The 17,946-nt window shown below is 72.2% G+C and carries 22 protein-coding genes and 1 pseudogene; 20 read left to right on the forward strand and 3 right to left on the reverse strand.

The features are described 5' to 3' along the window. Positions 1–190 (forward strand): annotated as a pseudogene (locus ACEQ2X_RS19945) (FliA/WhiG family RNA polymerase sigma factor); the annotation flags it as partial. Positions 191–296: 106 nt separating this feature from the next. Here the strand turns inward: ACEQ2X_RS19945 and ACEQ2X_RS19950 are convergent. Genes ACEQ2X_RS19950 through ACEQ2X_RS19960 form a run of 3 tightly spaced genes read right to left on the reverse strand, consistent with a single transcriptional unit; the run spans position 297 to position 850 of the window. Then, positions 297–410, reverse strand: coding sequence for a PIN domain-containing protein (locus ACEQ2X_RS19950; protein WP_370327623.1), 114 nt, complete (start codon positions 408–410; stop codon positions 297–299). 6 nt (positions 411–416) lie between these two features. Beyond that, positions 417–626 (reverse strand): hypothetical protein, encoded by a 210-nt coding sequence (locus ACEQ2X_RS19955; protein WP_370327624.1) that lies wholly within the window; start codon positions 624–626, stop codon positions 417–419. Next, positions 623–850 (reverse strand): hypothetical protein, encoded by a 228-nt coding sequence (locus ACEQ2X_RS19960; protein WP_370327625.1) that lies wholly within the window; start codon positions 848–850, stop codon positions 623–625. The genes ACEQ2X_RS19955 and ACEQ2X_RS19960 overlap by 4 nt, the downstream gene beginning before the upstream one ends. A 132-nt stretch (positions 851–982) precedes the next feature. Between ACEQ2X_RS19960 and ACEQ2X_RS19965 the strand changes: the two genes are divergently transcribed. From ACEQ2X_RS19965 to ACEQ2X_RS20055, 19 genes are all read left to right on the forward strand, one after another. Beyond that, entirely contained in the window at positions 983–2,161 is a 1,179-nt protein-coding gene (locus ACEQ2X_RS19965; RefSeq protein WP_370327626.1) for a flagellin, read from the forward strand. Positions 2,162–2,319: 158 nt separating this feature from the next. Next, positions 2,320–2,652 carry a hypothetical protein gene (locus ACEQ2X_RS19970; protein WP_370327627.1) on the forward strand — a complete coding sequence of 111 codons (333 nt, stop codon included), beginning with the start codon at positions 2,320–2,322 and terminating at the stop codon, positions 2,650–2,652. Positions 2,653–2,674: 22 nt separating this feature from the next. Further along, positions 2,675–3,001 (forward strand): hypothetical protein, encoded by a 327-nt coding sequence (locus ACEQ2X_RS19975; RefSeq protein WP_370327628.1) that lies wholly within the window; start codon positions 2,675–2,677, stop codon positions 2,999–3,001. 26 nt (positions 3,002–3,027) lie between these two features. Continuing rightward, positions 3,028–4,410 (forward strand): flagellar filament capping protein FliD, encoded by a 1,383-nt coding sequence (gene fliD, locus ACEQ2X_RS19980; RefSeq protein ID WP_370327629.1) that lies wholly within the window; start codon positions 3,028–3,030, stop codon positions 4,408–4,410. Positions 4,411–4,472: 62 nt separating this feature from the next. Next, positions 4,473–4,886 (forward strand): flagellar export chaperone FliS, encoded by a 414-nt coding sequence (fliS, locus tag ACEQ2X_RS19985; RefSeq protein ID WP_370327630.1) that lies wholly within the window; start codon positions 4,473–4,475, stop codon positions 4,884–4,886. Beyond that, positions 4,883–5,173 carry a hypothetical protein gene (locus ACEQ2X_RS19990; protein WP_370327631.1) on the forward strand — a complete coding sequence of 97 codons (291 nt, stop codon included), beginning with the start codon at positions 4,883–4,885 and terminating at the stop codon, positions 5,171–5,173. Before fliS ends, ACEQ2X_RS19990 begins: the two co-directional genes overlap by 4 nt. A 250-nt stretch (positions 5,174–5,423) precedes the next feature. Beyond that, the gene (flgB, locus tag ACEQ2X_RS19995; protein WP_370327632.1) at positions 5,424–5,792 is read left to right on the forward strand and encodes a flagellar basal body rod protein FlgB; all 369 of its coding nucleotides are present in this window, start codon (positions 5,424–5,426) and stop codon (positions 5,790–5,792) included. Between the two features lie 10 nt (positions 5,793–5,802). Continuing rightward, entirely contained in the window at positions 5,803–6,210 is a 408-nt protein-coding gene (locus ACEQ2X_RS20000) for a flagellar basal body rod protein FlgC (RefSeq protein ID WP_370327633.1), read from the forward strand. Positions 6,211–6,213: 3 nt separating this feature from the next. Next, the gene (fliE, locus tag ACEQ2X_RS20005) at positions 6,214–6,543 is read left to right on the forward strand and encodes a flagellar hook-basal body complex protein FliE (protein WP_370327634.1); all 330 of its coding nucleotides are present in this window, start codon (positions 6,214–6,216) and stop codon (positions 6,541–6,543) included. A 4-nt stretch (positions 6,544–6,547) separates the two neighbouring features. After that, a complete protein-coding gene (fliF, locus tag ACEQ2X_RS20010) occupies positions 6,548–8,140 on the forward strand; it encodes a flagellar basal-body MS-ring/collar protein FliF (protein ID WP_370327635.1) in 1,593 nt (530 codons plus the stop codon). Positions 8,141–8,145: 5 nt separating this feature from the next. Beyond that, on the forward strand, positions 8,146–9,162 hold the full coding sequence (gene fliG / locus ACEQ2X_RS20015) for a flagellar motor switch protein FliG (RefSeq protein ID WP_370327636.1): 1,017 nt from the start codon (positions 8,146–8,148) through the stop codon (positions 9,160–9,162). Continuing rightward, the gene (locus tag ACEQ2X_RS20020) at positions 9,146–9,817 is read left to right on the forward strand and encodes a FliH/SctL family protein (protein ID WP_370327637.1); all 672 of its coding nucleotides are present in this window, start codon (positions 9,146–9,148) and stop codon (positions 9,815–9,817) included. Before fliG ends, ACEQ2X_RS20020 begins: the two co-directional genes overlap by 17 nt. Next, on the forward strand, positions 9,814–11,205 hold the full coding sequence (locus ACEQ2X_RS20025; RefSeq protein ID WP_370327638.1) for a FliI/YscN family ATPase: 1,392 nt from the start codon (positions 9,814–9,816) through the stop codon (positions 11,203–11,205). Before ACEQ2X_RS20020 ends, ACEQ2X_RS20025 begins: the two co-directional genes overlap by 4 nt. Beyond that, positions 11,202–11,654: a hypothetical protein gene (locus ACEQ2X_RS20030; protein ID WP_370327639.1), complete on the forward strand. Its 453-nt coding sequence runs from the start codon at positions 11,202–11,204 to the stop codon at positions 11,652–11,654. Before ACEQ2X_RS20025 ends, ACEQ2X_RS20030 begins: the two co-directional genes overlap by 4 nt. Beyond that, entirely contained in the window at positions 11,651–12,832 is a 1,182-nt protein-coding gene (locus ACEQ2X_RS20035; protein WP_370327640.1) for a transglycosylase SLT domain-containing protein, read from the forward strand. Before ACEQ2X_RS20030 ends, ACEQ2X_RS20035 begins: the two co-directional genes overlap by 4 nt. Further along, positions 12,829–13,992: a flagellar hook-length control protein FliK gene (locus ACEQ2X_RS20040; protein WP_370327641.1), complete on the forward strand. Its 1,164-nt coding sequence runs from the start codon at positions 12,829–12,831 to the stop codon at positions 13,990–13,992. Before ACEQ2X_RS20035 ends, ACEQ2X_RS20040 begins: the two co-directional genes overlap by 4 nt. Positions 13,993–14,010: 18 nt before the next feature. Then, the gene (locus ACEQ2X_RS20045; protein ID WP_370327642.1) at positions 14,011–14,628 is read left to right on the forward strand and encodes a flagellar hook assembly protein FlgD; all 618 of its coding nucleotides are present in this window, start codon (positions 14,011–14,013) and stop codon (positions 14,626–14,628) included. Between the two features lie 126 nt (positions 14,629–14,754). Further along, complete coding sequence (locus ACEQ2X_RS20050; protein ID WP_372530579.1) at positions 14,755–16,035, forward strand: flagellar hook protein FlgE; 1,281 nt, start codon at positions 14,755–14,757, stop codon at positions 16,033–16,035. Positions 16,036–16,194: 159 nt separating this feature from the next. Beyond that, a complete protein-coding gene (locus ACEQ2X_RS20055; protein WP_370327644.1) occupies positions 16,195–17,859 on the forward strand; it encodes a cell wall-binding repeat-containing protein in 1,665 nt (554 codons plus the stop codon). Positions 17,860–17,946 lie beyond the last annotated feature (87 nt).

The raw sequence follows: 17,946 nt of genomic DNA on the forward strand, positions 1-17,946 counted from the left end.
CGCCCTGCTCCACGCCGGGATCACCGCCAACCTCGACCCCGACATGCTCCCCGCCGAACCCCGACCGGCCGGCCGGCTCGCCAAGAAGAAGGCCGCCTACTACGCCGCCGTCGCCACCAACTCCACCACCACCGACCGCCTCACCGCCACCCCCACACCGTTGGCCGACCGCCTCGCCGCCACCGCCTAGACCCCACAGCCCCGCGGCCACCCAGGCCGCACCACGACGCCCCCCGCACTGTGCCGCAGGGGGCGTCGCCACATCCGAGCCCGCACTACGCAGCTCTCCGGACGAGTCAGGCCATGCGCTCCAGACCCTCGACGGCATCGAAGCCGTGGTCGAAGGACAAGATGTGCCCGATGCCGTGGAGGCGCGCGACCGCGACGTGCAGCGCATCGCGCGCCGACACGGGTGGTCAGGCGGTCGAGCACCCGGATGCAGGGGCGATCGCCTCGGGCCGGTCGATCGCGGTGTACCGGTGCAGGACCTCCTGGTACAACTCCGCGTCGGTGACCAGCGCCATGCCTGTGTCGCGGGCTGCGGTCACCGCGTGATGGGCGGCGAGGTGACGTTCGTCGTCGGTGCCCACGAGGTACATGGGGATGTTCGAGTCGATGAGGATCACGTCTCGAGGTACCCGCGTGCGATCTCCTCGTTCATCTGCTCGGGGTCCGGGGCGGGGAAGCGATACCTGGCAGCTTCGCCGAACACCTCCTGCAGCTCGGCGTCGGACAAGGACCCCGACGGGGCAGACCGCGCCTCCCGCAGCGACTGCCGCACCCCCTCCGACAGCGTCATCCGCGCAGACGCGGCGGACGTCTGCGGCGCGGTCGCCCGTCTGGCGGTCACCGAGAGTTTCTGGATCAAACGCTCAGGTGTGCTCGACTCGCGCCGATCCATTGCTCGTCGCCGGGAACCCCGGCACGCAGGCCAAGGAAGGTCCTGCACACCACCCCCACAGATCAAAGGAATGAGTGGGACATGCGTATCAACCAGAACATCATGGCGCTGAACTCGCGCAACAACCTCTCGAACACCGAGGCCCGCCAGGCCAAGAGCCTCGAGAAGCTGTCCTCCGGGTTCCGCATCAACCGCGCTGCCGACGACGCCGCGGGCCTGGCCATCTCCGAGGGCCTCCGCTCCCAGGTCGGTGGCCTCAAGATGGCCATCCGCAACACCCAGGACGGCATCTCCGTCGTGCAGACCGCTGAAGGCGCGCTGACCGAGACCCACGCCATCCTGCAGCGGATGCGTGACCTGACCGTCCAGGCCTCCAACTCCGGTGGCCTGAACGACGACGCGAAGGGCAACATCCAGTCCGAGCTGTCCCAGCTGAAGGACGAGCTGACCCGCATCGCCGACACCACCACGTTCAACGGCACCAAGCTGCTGGACGGCGGCTACGACGGCAAGTTCCAGGTCGGTGCAAACGTCGGCGAGACCATCTCCGTCGAGGTCGATACCGCGATGAGCGCGGCTGGGCTCAAGGTTGACGGCGTGGATGTGACCGCGGAGACCGCGGGCATGACAGGCAGCACCACCCAGGCGGCGACGGCCGCCCAGGTCAGCATCGCAACAGTTGGAGCTGGGGCCACCCCAGCCAACAACTTCACCCTGTCAGAGACGTTTGACAAGTTGTCCGGTACCATCTCATACGGTGGGAAGAGCGTCGACCTCTCCACGGTCAAGTACGAGGCTGGCTCCACTGCTGGTGCCCGGCTGACCAAGGTGCAGGAGGCCCTCGACGCCACGTTCGGAACGAACAAGGTCGTCGCCGGAGCTACCGCAGACGGCATCACCTTCACTGGTGCGGACACGCACGCAACAGGTGCCAGCGCTGAAGAGGTCGCAGCGGTCCAGGTGAAGTTCACTCAGGCAACCGGCTCCGATGACGCACTGGTCAAGATCGACGCTGCCATCAAGACCGTGTCGACCACTCGCGCCGACCTCGGTGCGGTGCAGAACCGGTTCGACCACACCATCCGCAACCTGGCCGTCACCGCGGAGAACCTGACCGCGTCGGAGTCGCGAATCCGTGACACCGACATGGCCAGCGAGATGATGGAGTTCACCCGGAACCAGATCCTGTCCCAGGCCGGGACCGCGATGCTGGCTCAGGCGAACCAGGTGCCCCAGGGCGTCCTGTCCCTGCTGCGGTAACCCCTCATCACCACTAGACGACGTGGGCGGGGGACCATCTGGTCCCCCGCCCTCTCGTCTTCTCGGGCTCAACCCCTCAACTGACCTGGGGGTGCTGCCGATAGGTCTCGCGACGGCACGACGCCGTCGTCCATCGACCTCAACGGATGAGCCCCACGATGAGCCTCTCGATCTCTGCCCCGCAGCTGTCCCCGAGCGCTGCCCGCGACCTCCCGGCGCCGTCCACCGGCGTCGAACGCGACCACGCGACCGAGCGCGCCCCGCAGGGCAGCCCCGACGCCGCGCGCCTGGACGTCTCCGACGCCACCCAGCGCCAGCGCGCCATCGAGGAGATCGCCGCGCAGAACCGCGCCGCCTCGGCGAGCGCGGTCAACGCCGCCACCGCCGCCACGCTGGTGGAGAACCTCTCCGCGCAGATCAACAGCCAGCCGGGTGCGGCCAAGCAGTCGCACGTCGTCGACCCGCAGCGCGTCGCTGCGCTGCTCACCTAGCGCGACGGCCTGGGAGCTGGGCATGGAGGCCATCGCAGGCGTCGGCAGCCACTCGTCCTCGAGTGTCCTGCGCATGCGTCCGTACGCGACCACCCCACCGGTCTCGGCCGTCATCTCGACCGGTCCGGCGCGGTCGGGCACCGACGCGAGCACGTCGTCGACCGCTGACGACAGCTCGCGCGCAGCGCGAGAGCGGCAACGACAGGTGCAGGTCGACTGGCACGCGGCCAGCCGCAGCTACGTGCACCGCGTGATCGACGTCCACACCGGCGAGCAGGTCCTGCAGATGCCGGCGGCTCAGGTCCTGGACATGGTCGCCGATGTGATGCGCGAGCTCCGCAACGCGTAGCCACGCAAACCCCGTAGGAGACCCACATGCCAATGTTCGGCATCGATGGCCTGGCCTCAGGTCTCGACACCACCGGGATGATCGACCAGCTGATGGCGCTCGAGCGCCAGCCGATCACCCGGCTCGAGAACCAGATCAGCCTCAACAAGGCCGCCATCACCTCCCTCAGCGGGTTCCGCACGGTGTTCGACGGGATCCTCGCGAAGGCGAAGGAGCTGGTCGACGGCGAGCACGTGTTCGACCCGGTCGCGGCGACGTCCAGCCACAGCTCGGTGGCCGCCACTGCGCAGGCCGGCTCGACCCCCACGTCGTTCTCCTTCACCGTCGAGCGGCTGGCGTCGGCGCACCAGGTGGTGCTCGGCGGCACCGCCACCGATCTCGACCAGCAGGTCATCGCCCCGCCGGGCGCGACCCTGTCGATCACGGACGGCGGCGGGACCGTCCACGCCATCGATGTCGGTGACGGGACGCTCAAGAGCGTCATCGCCGGCATCAACGCGACCACGGGGCTCGGCGTCCGCGCGCAGTCGATCAACCTCGGGACCGGCAACGGCTACAAGCTCCAGCTGACCTCGACGGAGTCCGGAGCGGCCAGCGCGTTCACCGTCAACGCCTCCGACTTCGACGTCGCGTTCGGCACCGGGACGACGATCATGAAGGCGGGCCAGGACGCGATGATCTCGGTGGGGGGTGGGGCCTTCGAGATCACCTCGGAGTCGAACACCTTCTCAGACGTCGTGGACGGCATGAGCTTCACGGTCAGCGAGGCGGACTCTGCGCGGACCGTGACCGTCACCACGAAGTCGGACTCCGACGCCGTCGTCAAGAAGGTCAAGAGCCTCGTCGACAACATCAACGCCGCGCTGAACACGTTGGAGCAGTCCACCGACAGCGGGTCGGATGGCAAGGCCGGTCCGCTCGCCAACGACCCGACCCTGCGGTCGCTGAGCACCCAGCTGCTGACCGCGTTCACGTACGCCGTGGGCGGCTCGGCCCTCGGATCCGCCGGCGCCATCGGCATCGAGTCGACCCGCGACGGCCGCCTCAAGTTCGACGAGGCGAAGTTCACGACCGCCCTGGCCGAGCGGCCGGACGACGTCCGTGCGCTGTTCCGCACCGGCGACGCGTCCAACCCCGGAGTGGCCGATCGGATCGCGAAGGTGGCCGGCCAGGCTGTGGAGCGGAACACCGGCCTGCTGGACAGCGCGATCGCCTCCCGGACGTCCCGGAACACAACCCTCCAAGACAGCATCGACCGGCTCGACGTCCGCCTGGAGCTGCGGCGCACCACGATGGAGCGACAGTGGGCCGCCCTCGAGGTGGCGCTCAGCGGCATGCAGGCCCAGGGCAACTGGCTTTCCAGCCAGCTCCCGGCCTTGCAGGCCAACGCTCCCGGCAACAACCGGTGAGCGAGCGCTCCACCCACCTGATCTGACCCTGCCCGCACACGACTGACCAAGGCCCGTTCCTGATGAGCTACGCCTCCGCCGCACGCAACCGGTACGTCACGAACACGATCAGCACCACCACCCCGGCCCAGCTGCTGGTGATGCTGTACGACCGGCTGGTGCTGGACCTGACCCGCGCGGCCGATGCCGCCACCGCCGGTGACGTGGCCACGGTGCACGACAACCTGGTCCACGCCCAGGAAATCGTCCTGCAGCTGCGCTCCAGCCTGGACGAGACCGCCTGGTCCGGCGGGCCGGGCCTCGCGCAGCTCTACCGGTTCGTGGAGGACGAGCTGGTCCAGGCCAACATCGAGAAGAAGGCCGGCCGGATCACCGCCATCAAGGACCTGGTCATCCCCCTCGCCGAGGCGTGGCGGCAGGCCACCGCCGCACCGGCACCGGCCGCCCCCGTCCAGTCCATTAGGGCATCCGCATGACCGCCACGACCTGGACCGGGGCGCTCGACGCCTACGAGGCGCGCCTCGACGCCGCCGCCGACGCGCTGCGGACCGGCACGCCCGACGCCGTCGCGCCCTTCGCGCCCCCAGCCGACCTCGGCCCGATGCCGGCCGACCAGGTCGAGCGAGCCGTCGCCCTCCTCGACCGCACCCAGGACCTGACCCGGGCGATCCGGAAGGCCCAGACCGCGGTAAAGGCCAAGCTCGACGCGGAACCCACCACCCCCCGACCCATCGGCCAGAGCCGGTTCGACGTCACCGTCTAGAACCTGCTGAGCGAGCTCAGCACAGCCCTTCGGGCCGCCGGACGCCTCCGGCGGCCCTTTGCTGTTGCGCGACACCAAGCGCTTCGCGCGGTGTCGCACTCCGGGGTCTTTCCGTCACCAAGAGCTAAACCCCACCTCCGGTCCGCCGATGGGTACCCACGTCGGCAAGGACTGCCGGCAGCCAGACGCCACGGATTGGGCGGAACCCGCAACGTTCCTGCTTTTCCCGCACTCTCCGGAGGACGCCCCCGTGGCCTACGACATCACGTCTGCAGCGCTCCACTCAGCGCTCCGTGGCCTGTCGACCCGGCGCAACGTCCAGGCGCAGAACATCGCGAACGTCGACACCCCCGGCTACCTGGCCGGGCGCGTGTCCTTCGAGGACACCCTCGCCGGTGCCCTCGACGACGTCCGCCGTGGCCGTGCGGGCCGGGACGCCACCGCGGCGGTCCGCCCCGAGATGCAGACCTCCATCGAGGCCACCCGCCTGAACGGCAACAACGTGAACCTCGACGACGAGATCGTCTCGAACACCGAGACCGAGCTCGCCTACTCCACCGTGCTGGAGGCGCTGAACGCCAAGTTCCGCCTGCTCCGCACCTCGATCAACGGACGGTGATCTGACACCCATGTTCGGCGCCATCACCTCTGCCCACAGCGGCATGACCGTCTACCGCACGTGGCTCGACTCCACGAGCGACAACATCGCGAACGCGAACACGATCCGGTCCACCGACCAGCCCGCCTATCAGGCCCGCTACGTCCGAGCTCAAGCCGTCGAGGGGGGCGGCCCCTACGGCGTGGGCGGCGGTGCCCGCGTGGCCGGCGTGGAGTTCGGCGACCCGGAGGGCCGGCTGGCCTACCAGCCCGACCACCCGCTGGCGGACGAGAACGGGATGGTCCGCACGCCGGACATCGACATGGGGGTCGAGATGAGCAGCCTCATGATGGCCCAGCGCGGCTACCAGGCGAACCTCGCCGTGGTGGAGCGCGCCCGCGACGCCTACCGCGCCGCCCTGCAGCTGGGGAGGCAGTAGGCCATGGCCATCAACGCCATCGGCGCCGCCGCCGGGTTCGCCGGCCCCTCCCCCATCGCCCGGCCCACCGCGGCCCCCACCGGCGGCCAGCCGAGCGCCTCGATCGCCGCCGACGACGACTTCTCGAACGCGATCACCGACGCCCTCGACTCGGTGCAGCAGTCCCAGCAGGTCGCAGACGGCCTGGCCCAGCAGGCCGCGACCGGCCAGCTGACCGACGTCGCCGACTACATGGTCGCGTCCACCCAGGCGCAGATCGCGACCGAGCTGACCGTCGCCGTCCGCAACCGCGCGCTGGAGTCCTTCCAGTCGATCATGAGCATGCAGGTCTGATCCGATGTCCACCCTCACCGACAGCGACCGCTCCCCCCGCCAGGCCCTCGGCTCCGCCAGGGAGAAGGCCGAGGGGTTCCTGTCCGGCTTCACCACCGGGCAGAAGGCCATCACCATCCTGGCCGTCGCCGGGCTGGTCGTCGCCGGCATGTTCTTCATGCGCTGGGTGTCACAGCCCTCCATGGCCCCGCTGTTCAGCGACGTCGACGCGAGCGCCGCCGCGGCGATCACCGACGAGCTCGACGCCCAGGGCGTCGCCTACGAGCTGACCGACGGCGGCCGCACGATCCTGGTCGAGCGGTCCCAGCAGGCTGCGCTGCGCCTGGACATGTCCGGCGCCGGCCTGATGCCGACCGACGGCAGCGGCTTCTCGATCCTCGACGACAACGGCGTGACCACCCCGCAGGCCCTGTGGGACGCGGAGTACCAGCGCGCCATCGAGGGTGAGCTCGCCGCCACGATCGGCTCGATGGAGCTGGTCGAGTCCGCGCGGGTCCACCTGGTCATGCCGACCGAGGACCTGTTCACCCAGGACAACCAGCAGGCCACCGCCTCGGTCTTCCTCTCCGTCGCCGGGACCACCCCGCCGACGCCGATGCAGATCCAGTCCATCGTCAACCTGGTCGCCGGCAGCGTCGAGGGCCTCGAGCCCAGCCAGGTCACCGTCACCGACACCGCCGGCAACATGCTCGCCGCCCCCGGTGAGGAGGGGCAGATGGCCGCCATCGGCGACGCCCGCCAGTACCAGACCAACGCCTTCGAGACCCGGCTGGCCGACAACGTCGAGCAGATGCTCCAGCAGGTCGTCGGCCCCGAGGCCGCGGTCGTCACCGTCACGGCGGACCTCAACTTCGACTCGATCGCCCAGACCAACGAGCGCTTCGGCAACGACGGCCCCGCCGGCGGCATCCCGCTCGAGACCACCACCACGACGGAGAACTACGAGGGCGTCGGCGCCGAGCAGACCGGCGTCCTCGGCCCCGACGGCCAGGTCATCGGCGGTGGCGAGGGCGACCAGACCACCTACGAGCTGGCCGACGGCTCCACCCGCTTCGCGGTCGACCGCACGGTGGAGGAGATCCTGCAGGCCCCCGGCGGCGTCAACCGCCTGAGCGTCGCGGTCCTCCTCGACGCCGAGGCCCAGGTCGCCGCGGACCCCCAGAACGTCCAGGCCCTCGTCGAGGCCGCCGTCGGCTTCGACGCCGCCCGGGGCGACCTGGTCCAGGTCTCCGCGCTGCCGTTCGACCAGACCGCGGCCGAGGCCGCCGCCGAGGCCAGCGCCGCCGCGGAGGCCGCCGCCGCGCAGGAGCGCATGTACGACCTGATCAAGTCCGTCGCCTCGGTCCTGATCGTCCTGATCGTGCTGTTCCTCGCCTGGCGCAGCGCCCGCAAGTCCATGGCCGCTCGCGCCCCGCAGTCGATCCCCCTCGACATCGACCAGCTCGGGGCCGGGGACGACGACGAGGACGACGAGCCAGAGTTCGACTTCCCGCAGATCGAGCGGGGCCCCACCATCACCGACGAGGTCGCCGCCATGATCGACGACCAGGGTGAGGAGATGGCCGGGCTCCTGCGCGGCTGGATGGCGGAGCGCTGAGCACCATGGCCACCGCAACCGTCACCAAGCTGACCGGGACCCAGAAGGTCGCCATCCTGCTGATGTCCCTCGGCCAGGAGCGGGCCTCGAAGGTCCTCAAGACCATGCGCGAGTCCGAGGTCGCCGAGATCGCGGCCGAGATCGCCCGGATGCCCACGGTCGACACCGAGGTCGTCGAGTCGGTCCTGACCGAGTTCAAGGAGATGGTCGCCGCCAAGGTCAACATCGCCGTCGGCGGGCTCGACTACGCCCGGGCGATGCTCGAAGAGTCCCTCGGCAGCCAGAAGGCGTACGAGATCATGGAGCTGCTGAGCGCCCAGATCGTCGAGGCGCCCTTCGAGTTCCTCCGCAACACCGACCCGCGGCAGGTGCTCAGCTTCATCTCCGAGGAGCACCCCCAGACCATCGCCCTGGTGCTCGTGCACATGCTGCCCGACGCCGCCGCGATGGTGCTCGGCTCGCTGCCGGAGTCCCTCCAGCGCGACGTCGCGGTGCGCATCGCCATGATGGACCGGACCTCACCGGACGTGATCGACCGCGTCGAGCGGATCCTCGAGCGCAAGCTCTCGAGCGTCCTGCAGCAGAGCGACTTCTCCGAGGCCGGCGGCGTCGGCTCGCTCGTCGACATCCTGAACCGGGCCGACCGCGGCACCGAGCGCCTCATCCTCGAGGGCCTCGAGCTCGCCAACGAGGAGCTCGCCGACGAGGTCCGCCAGCTCATGTTCGTCTTCGAGGACATCGTCACCCTCGACGACCGGTCCGTGCAGCTCATCCTCCGCCAGGTCGACAACAAGGACCTGGCCGTCGCCCTCAAGGGCGTGGCGGCCAACGTCAAGGAGAAGATCACCAAGAACATGTCCCAGCGCGCCGGCGAGGCCCTCATCGAGGAGATCGACCTCATGGGCCCCGTCCGCCTCAAGGACGTCGAGACCGCCCAGGGCTCCATCGTGCGGGTCATCCGCTCGCTGGAGGAGGCCGGCCAGATCGTCCTGAGCAGGAGCGGTGATGAGTTCATCAGCTGAGCAGCTGCTGGCCGCCCGCTTCGGCGGACCGGCGCGGCCGTCCAGCGGACCCCGCGTCGGGGTCCTCCGCGGCGTGACCGCCAGCCCGCAGCGCGTCGTGGCCGACGTCCGGCCCCCGGTCGGCCACTACGACCCCCGTGCGGCCGCCGCGGCGCGGGACGCCGCGGTGGAGGAGGGGTACGCCGAGGGCTACGCCGCCGGCAGGGCCGCCGCGCAGCAGCAGATCGCCGACGCGAACGCCGACCACGCCCGCCGCTGCGCGATGGCCCTCCAGGCCTTGACCGACGCGGTCGCGGACCTGCAGCGTCGCGAGGCCACCAGCCTGCTCGACGTCGCCGACCAGACCGCCGCGCTGGCCCTGCAGATCGCCGAGGTTGTGCTCGACCGCGAGATCGCCAGCGCCGCCGACCCGGGCCGCGACGCGATCGCCCGCGCGATCGCCCTCGCGCCCGAAGAGGGTGACGTCACCATCCGGCTGAACCCGGCCGACGTCGCCGCGCTCGACGGCGTCGACGACCTCGTCCCCGGCCGTGGCGTCACCGTCATCGGCGACCCGTCGGTCGCGAGCGGCGGCTGCCTCATCGGTGTCGGGGCGACCCGCATCGACGCCCAGATCCCCACCGCCCTCGCGCGGGTGGCCGAGGTGCTCCGGTGACCACCACCCTCGCCTCGCCCTACGACCGGGTCATCGACCGGGTCCGCGCCGCCGCCGCCCCGCGCGTCAGCGGCCGGGTCGGGCGGGTCGTGGGCTTGAACCTCGAGGTGGAGGGGCTCGACGCCGCCATCGGCGACGGGCTCGAGGTCCACACCGCGAAGGGCCGCCTCCCCCTCGAGGTCGTGGCCGTCGGCGACCGCGGTCTGGTCTCCATGCCCTTCGGCGACCTGACCGGCGTCGGCGTCGGCGACCCGGTCACCGCGACCGGCTCGACCGCCACGATCCGCGTCGGCGACGCCCTGCTCGGTCGCGTGCTCGACGGCCTCGGCCGCCCGATCGACGACGGCCCGCCCCTCGAGGTCCGCGGCTCGGACGACCCGTCCGGGCCCGGTCTGGTCGAGGTCGGCATCGACGGCACCCCGCCGCACCCGCTGCGCCGGCGCCGCGTCGACACGCCGCTCGGCCTCGGCGTCCGCGCCGTCGACACGCTCATCACGTGCGGCCAGGGCCAGCGCATGGGCATCTTCGCCGGCTCCGGCGTCGGCAAGTCGTCCCTGCTGAGCATGATCGCCCGCGGCAGCGAGGCCGACGTCACCGTCCTCGCGCTGATCGGCGAGCGCGGCCGCGAGGTCGCCGAGTTCATCGAGCACGACCTCGGCCCGGAGGGGCTGGCCCGCTCCGTCGTCGTCGTCGCCACCTCCGACCAGCCCGCGCTGGTGCGCCTGCGCGCCGCGTTCGTCGCCACCCGCATCGCCGAGCACTTCCGCGACCAGGGCCGCGACGTCCTGCTGATGATGGACTCCCTCACCCGCTTCGCGATGGCGCAGCGCGAGGTCGGCCTGTCCGCTGGCGAGCCGCCCGCGACCCGCGGCTACCCGCCCAGCGTGTTCACCCTCCTCCCCAAGCTGCTCGAGCGCGCGGGCTGCGGCGAGACCGGGTCGATCACCGGCCTCTACACCGTGCTCGTCGAGGGCGACGACATGCAGGACCCCGTCGGCGACACCGCCCGGTCGATCCTCGATGGCCACATCGTGCTGTCCCGCCGACTGGCCACCGCCGGGCACTTCCCCACCATCGACGTGCTCGAGTCCGCCAGCCGCGTCGCCGGCCGCGTCACCAGCCCGGAGAACGCCGCCGCGGCGACCGAGCTGCGGCGTCTGATGGCCGCGCTGCGCGACGCCCGCGACCTGGTCGACATCGGTGCCTACGCCGCCGGGTCGAACCCCGACGTCGACCGGGCGCTGCAGCTCGACGGGGCGATCACCCGGTTCCTGCGCCAGCCGCTCGGCGAGCAGACCCACCCCGAGCTGGCCTGGCGGACGCTGCGCCAGATCCTCGGGCACGGCCGCACCGATGCCGGCGTGCCGATGGCCGGAGGCGAGCGGTGAAGCGCTTCGCCTTCCGCCTCGACCGCGTCGCCCGCGTGCGCGAGATCGAGCGCGACCGCGCCCGCGGCACCTGGGTGCAGGCCCGGGCCGAGGAGGTCCGGATCACCGAGCGCCTGGCCGACCTGCGCACGGCCGCCGAGGCGCAGGCCGCCGGGTACGGCGACGTCGCCACCCAACCGGACCTGCGCGCCGCGGCGTTCCGCGCCGGGCTGCGCGCCCAGGCCGTCGAGGTGGCGGTGACCGAGCTGCGCGACGCGAGCGCCGTCACCGCCGAGGCCGCCGGCGTGCTGCACGTCGCCCAGCGGCGCGTCGACGCGCTCGGCCGCCTCGAGGCGCGCAAGCGCGAGGAGTGGACCGAGGAGTCCCGCCGCGCGGAGACCCTCGAGCTCGACGACCTGTCGACGACCCGCGCCGGTCGCACCCCGATGGGGGCGGAGGGTCCGCGATGACCGTCACCACGCCGGTCTCCGCGCGCATCGCGTCGATCCAGAGCCGCATCGCGGGCATCCAGGGGATCATGGGCGGCGGCCGCGGCGGCCGCCTGGGACCCGAGGAGCTCTTCGCCGACCAGCTCGCCACGCAGATGGCGTCGCAGTCGCCGAGCACCACGCCCCCCGTCGCGCCGATGACGCCGTTCACGCCGGTGACGACCCCGTCCATCCCCGGCATGCCGACCCCGTCCGGCCCATCGGCGACCGCGACGCTCGCACCGTTCACCCGGCCGGGCAGCGCGGCGGCGGTGGCCTACAGCCGCCCCGGCGCGACCGTCGCGACCGCGTACGAGCGGCCGGCCTCCGCCGATCCCCTCGCGCCGGGCAGCGACTTCGGCTCGGCGGTGGTCGCGATCGCCAGCCGCGAGCTCGGCACCCCCTACGTCTGGGGCGGCGAGTCCCCCGGCGGGTTCGACTGCTCGGGCCTGGTCCGCCACGCGTACCGCCAGGCCGGCATCGAGCTGCCCCGCGTCAGCCGCGACCAGGCCCGCGTCGGCGAGGCGGTACCGAGCCTCGACCAGGCCATCCCCGGCGACCTCGTCGCCTTCGGCGACCCCGTGGACCACATCGGCATCTACGCCGGCAACGGCCAGATGGTCGTGGCCCCGCGGACCGGCGACGTCGTCAAGGTGCAGGACATCACGCGGCCGATCACCGCGATCCGCCGGGTCGTGCCGGCCGGGACCACCGTCGCCGGACCCGCGGTCGCCGGACCCGCGGCGGCCGCCCCCGCAGCGCCGGGTGCCAGCACCCTCGCCGGGGTGCCCTACGCCGCCGAGCTGAGCGCCGCCGCGCAGCGCCACGGGATCGACCCGCGGCTGCTGGCCGCGATCGCCCGGGCCGAGTCGGGGTTCAACCCGTCCGCGGTCTCCCCCGCCGGTGCCCGGGGCCTGATGCAGATCATGCCGGCGCCCGCGCGGTCGCTCGGCGTCGACCCGATGGACCCCGCGCAGGCTGCCGACGGCGCCGCGCGGTACCTGTCCGAGCAGCTCCGCCGCTTCGGGACCGTCGAGCTGGCGCTGGCCGCCTACAACGCGGGCCCCGGCAACGTCCAGCGCTACGGCGGGATCCCACCCTTCAACGAGACCCGCACGTACGTGACCAGAGTCCTGTCCTACATGGGAGAGATGCCATGACCACCGTCGCCCCTGCCCCCGGCGCCCCGATCGCGGCCACCGGCCCCACGCCGGCCGGCGGCACCGCCACCGGTGCCGCACCTGCGGACGGTGCAGCCCTCTTCGCCCTGATCCTCGGCGCAGCCGTGGCACCGGATGCCATCACCGCGGAGGGGGAGGGTGAGGCGCCCGCCGACGGTGCGGTGGGCACCGACGGGCTCATCGACCTCGACGGCGCGGACCTCGCCGGGGCCGGCAGCACTGACGAGGTGCAGGTCGACGAGGTCCTGACCGACGAGGCCCTGACCGCGCCGGTCGAGCCGGCACGGCCGGCGTCCGAGGGGTGGGCGCACGTGCACCTGCGCCTCCTCGGCCGCCAGCCCGAGGCCGCCGCCGAGGGGTCCCCGACCTCCGGGACCGCATCGGCCACCCCCGCGCCCGCCGCGCCCACCCCCGCGCCGGTCGCGATGCCGGCGGACGGTGGACGAGCAGCGGCGACTCCCGTCGAGGGCGCAGCCGTCCCCGGGACCGCGACCTCACCCGCCGGACCGGCCGCAGCGACCGAGGTCGAGGGGGCCAGCGCGCTCCCGACCACGGCCGACCAGCCGGTCGCCGACGTCGCCCCGGAGGCAGAGCCGGCCGCACCGACGGTCCGCGTCGACGCCGTCGCCGCGCGGGCCCGGACCGAGGCGGCACCCGCCACCACCGGCACGACGCCCACCACTCCGCAGGCCCTTCCCGAGCCGCCCTCGACCCAGCTGGCCAGCGCCGTCGCGGCCCTGCGCCGCCGCGGCGACGGGGAGTACACCGCCAGCCTGGACCTCCACCCCGCCGAGCTCGGCCGCGTGCGCATCGACCTCGAGGTCCGCGCCGGCGTGGTCCACGTCCAGATGGCCGCCGAGCAGACCGGCACCCGCGCGCTGCTGGCCAGCCAGCTCGCCGACCTCCGCACCGCCCTCGAACAGGGCGGCATGGACGCCGGGTCGCTCGACGTGTCCCAGGAGGCCTGGCAGCACCAGCAGACCTCCCACGACGGCGAGGGGCGGTCCGAGGGCGGGTCGCACCCCTCCGCCGGCACGTCGGGTGCCCGGACCATCGAGTCCGAGCGCCTCGTCGCCGTCGGGACGGTCACCACGACGACCGAGCACCGCACCGACACCTCAGTCGACCTCCGGGTCTGACGAAGGGAACCCACAACCATGCCAGACGCCATCGGGACCTCCCCCTCCTACGCGGCCAGCTACGCCGCCACGTACGCCACGAACGGCACCAGCGGGACGGGCGACACGACGGAGCAGGGGCCGGGGCTCGACCCCGCCATGCTCGAGCCGCCCGACCCCTTCGGCCAGGACATGTTCCTGAAGCTGATGGTCGCGCAGCTGAAGTACCAGAACCCGCTGTCCCCCATGGACGGCAGCGAGTTCATGGCCCAGACCGCGCAGTTCACCACCGTCGAGAAGCTGAACGAGCTGACCGAGACGATCAGCGCCTCGCTGATGAACGACCGGCTCGGCACCGCGACCGGGATGATCGGCCGCGACGTCACCTACGCCGGTGACGACGGCAACGCGGCCACCAGCGCGGTGAAGAGCGTCCGGTTCACCGTCACCGGCCCGCTGCTGATCCTGGCCGACGGCCGCGAGCTCGGGATGGGCGAGGTGCAGTCCGTCGCCGCGGCGTCAGCGGCCCCCCAGCCGGCCGCGCCGGCAGCCGCCCAGCCCCCGCCGGCAGCCGAGGCGCCGGCGGCCGAGGACGTCCCCGCCGAGGAGACGGCCCAGTCCGAGACCGACAGCGCAGATCCGGCCGAAACGGCCTAAGGACCACCCACCACCGACCGATCGAAGTCCCGAGAACCCTCGCAGTTGTCCACGGACGGACGCCGCGCGAGCCCCTACGGACGATCACTCCACCGGCGCAGAGATCCTGCGCGAGAAGGGACCGCAATGCTCCGCTCCATGTACTCAGGCGTCTCCGGCCTCCGCGGCCACCAGACGTACCTCGACACCGTGGGCAACAACATCGCCAACGTGAACACCACCGGCTACAAGTCGTCGTCGGTCGTGTTCAGCGACATGCTCAGCCAGATCCTGTCCGGCGCCGGTGCCCCGACGGCGCTCGCCGGCGGTACCAACCCCGCCCAGGTCGGCCTCGGCACCTCGATCGCCGGCATCCAGACCAACTTCACCCAGGGCGCGGTGCAGCTGACCGGCCGGGCGACGGACATGGCCATCCAGGGCGAGGGCTTCTTCGTCACCCAGATCGCCGGCCAGCGCCAGTACACCCGCGCCGGCTCGCTGAGCTTCGACGCCGCCGGCCAGCTGGTCACGCCCAGCGGCGCGGTCGTGCAGGGCTGGGCCGCCAACGCCCAGGGCCAGATCAACACCAACGGCCCCATCGGCAACCTCGGCATCCCGATCGGCCAGATCCTCGAGCCGGTCGCGACCGAATCGGTCAGCATCGGTGGGAACCTGCCTGCCGACGCGACCGTCGCGGATTCGATCGTGACGAGCATCGACGTCGTGGACGAGCAGGGTGGCGCACACCCCCTGTCGCTCACGTGGACCAAGCTCGCTGACAACCAGTGGGAGGTCACCGCGGAGATGCCGGACGCAGCCGGTGTGATGCAGCCTGTGGCCGTTTCTGGCGGGACCGGCACCCCAGCCAACGTCGTCAACTTCGATCCGCTGACTGGGTTGCCCGACATCGAGGGTCTGACCATGGCCGCCGGCGATTTGGTCACAGCGAGCGGAGCCCAGTTCAGCCTTGACGTCGAGCTCGACTTCGGTGAGGCCGGCGACGCCGACGGCCTCGTCCAGTTCGCCGGCGAGAGCACGATGAGCGCGCTCAGCCAGGACGGTGCCGAGATCGGGTTCCTCCGGTCCTTCAGCATCGACCAGTCCGGGATCATCTCCGGGGTGTTCTCGAACGGCCTGCGGCGCAACCTCGGCCAGGTCGCACTGGCGAACTTCAACAACCCCGGCGGTCTGGAGCGGGTGGGCGACACCAGCTTCATCCCCTCCCCCAACTCCGGTGAGCCGCAGCTCGGCATCGCCGGCCAGGGTGGCCTGGGGTCGATCTCCGGCGGGTCGGTCGAGATGTCCAACGTCGACCTGGCCGCCGAGTTCACCAACATGATCGCGGCCCAGCGCGGCTTCCAGGCCAACAGCCGCGTGATCAGCGCCTCCGACGAGATCCTCCAGGACCTCGTCAACCTGAAGCGCTAGCCCCCACCCCACCCGACGGCCCCGGTCTCCCCGGGGCCGTCCGCGTTCCGGCCCCCGATCACCGCGAACCCGTCGTGCGCGCACGGGTCATCGGGCAGAGTACGTCACAGCGACGATCCACCGGCCTATCCTCATCCTCCGTCACACAGGAGCCACTGCATGTCACGTCCTGCCCTCCACCCCTCCCCCGCACGGCGGGCCGCCGTCCCCGTCGTGGTGCTGGCCGTCCTCCTGGCCCTGCTGCCCACCGCGGCGCGGGCCGAGTCGACCTGCATCGAGGACGCCCTCGCGGACGTCGAGGACCAGGCGAACGGCGAGCTGACCGGCGAGGTGCCCGAAGCCGACATCATCGCCGGCTGCATCGACTACACCGACGAGTCCTTGGTGGTCAGCGTCGGCGTCGTCGCGCCGACGGACCCGGCGACCCACCCGGCGTGGGAGGGCTTCAGCTCCGCCGTCGGCGCGGCCATCGACGTCGGTGGCGAGCTCGACTCCGAGGGCAACGCCATCGAGGAGTTCGACCTGAACTACGGCCGGTTCGAGGGTGAGATCGTGGCGAGCGTGTTCGTCCACAACTCCGTGGAGGTCGCCTGCCAGGCCGACGCCACCTTCGACGGGACCCGCTACGTCATGACCGTCCCGCGGGACTGCCTGGGCGACCCCGACGAGGTGCAGGTCGCGCCGTTCATCTTCTGGTCCTCCTCCGTCGAGGGGCAGGAGTCGGAGGGCTACTTCGACGAGGTGCCGACCCGACCGGCGTTCAGCGAGCCGCAGACCACCGCGGCCGACCCGGCGACCGCCGTCCAGCGCCTGGCCGGCCTGTCCCGCGTCGACACCGCGATCGCGGTCAGCCAGGACGACTTCGGCGACGGAGAGGCCGGCGCGGTCGTGCTGGCCCGCGCCGAGGAGTTCCCCGACGCGCTGGTCGCCGCGCCGCTCGCGGTGTCCCTCGACGCCCCGCTGCTGCTGACACCGGGCTTCGCGGTCGCCCAGGTCGTCGAGGACGAGATCAGCCGCGTCCTGCCTGACGGCGGCACCGTGTACCTCTCCGGCGGTGAGGCGGCGCTCGAGCCGGCCGTCGCCGAGGAGATCGCGGCGCTGGGCTACGCCGTCGAGCGCGTCGCCGGCGACACCCGCTACGCCACCGCCGTGGAGGTGGCGCGCCGCGCCGTCGCCGACCCCTCCCTGATCGTGGTGGCGGACGGCAACACGTTCCCCGACGCCCTCGTCGGCGGCTCGCTCGCGGCCAGCCAGGACGGGGTCGAGATCCTGACGAACGGCACCGAGCTCGACGCCACCGCGAGTGCGTACCTGGCCGAGCACCCCGACGCCGAGGTGCTCGCGATCGGCGCGACGGCCGCCCAGGCCGTCCCGGACGCCCAGTCCATCGCCGGTGAGGACGTCTTCGCGACCAGCGCCCTGGTCGCCGAGCAGCGCTACCCCGAGGCGAGCGGTGCGGCGATCGCGAGCGGCACGTCGTTCCCCGACGGCCTGGCTGGCGGCGCGCACGCCGGTCGGCGGGACATCCCGCTGCTGCTGACCCGGCCGGACCTCCTGCCGGACGCCGTCGAGGCCTACCTGGGCACCATCGCGCCCACCGAGCTGCTGGTCATGTACGGCGGCACCGCCGCGATCACGTACCCGGTGGAGGCGGCCGTCGACGCCGCCGCCACCGCGGAAGCCCCGACCGACGAGCCGACCGACGAGCCCACGGACGAGCCGACCGAGGAGCCGACCGAGGGGACCTGCCCCCTCCCCCTCCCCCCCGCGGACGGCCGGTGCCCCAGCGGCACCGGCCGTCCGCATTTGTGCACCGAGGGCTAAAGCTCCCCCGTGGGACGCCGATGGAACGGGTGCCAGCGGCCACGGATCGGCCGCGGGATTCCACCACTAGGTCGCCAGGGACGGTGC

This window comes from Euzebya sp. (assembly GCF_964222135.1).
GTDB lineage: Bacteria > Actinomycetota > Nitriliruptoria > Euzebyales > Euzebyaceae > Euzebya.